This window comes from Mesorhizobium sp. M1E.F.Ca.ET.063.01.1.1, assembly GCF_003998155.1.
Classification (GTDB): Bacteria; Pseudomonadota; Alphaproteobacteria; order Rhizobiales; family Rhizobiaceae; genus Mesorhizobium.
Window position 1 is genome coordinate 1 of sequence record NZ_RZSC01001458.1, and the last position, 616, is coordinate 616.

The window sequence follows — 616 nt, forward strand, 5'->3', positions numbered from 1 at the left end:
GTCCATGGCGTCCGACTGTGTGCGAGTTCGGGAACAATAATGGCAGACAGAACCCAGCTGAAAGCAGCCGCAAGCAACCACATCGCCGATGACGATCCGTTCGCGGAATTGACCCGCATCATGGGCTTCGATCCGCGTCAGCCGGTCAGGCCGCAGACGCCGGCGGCCGCGAAGGCCGCGCCCGTAAACCAGGCCGCGGAAGAGAGCGACTTCGACATCGACCTCGAAAAGGAATTGATGGGCGAATTCGACGCTGCCGAGGAAAGCGCGCCGGTCACGCAGCCGGCAGTCCAGCACCAGCCGGCCTACCAACTCACCGACGACGAGCTTGCCGCTTCCTTCGAACAGGACTTCGTCTTTGACGACGCGGCCGATCACGCCCACTTTGCCACGCCGCGTGCGCCGGAGCCGGCCGCCGATATTGCCTCCGACGATGATTTCGACCCCTTCGACGATGATTTCGACAAGGCGGTCGCGCGCTCTTTGGAAGTCTCGCCGCACGAGGACGAAGTTTCGCCTCTGGAGGACGAAGTTTCGCCTCTGGAGGACGACCTTTCCATCGATCAGGAAATGGCAGCCTCGCTGGATGACGGCTTCCAGATCGACCATCATGGGC

General features: G+C 62.3%; 1 pseudogene. It reads left to right on the plus strand.

The annotated features are described in order from the left end of the window. Nucleotides 1-39: 39 nt before the first annotated feature. A pseudogene (locus EOA29_RS39210) lies at nt 40-616 on the plus strand (SPOR domain-containing protein); the annotation flags it as partial.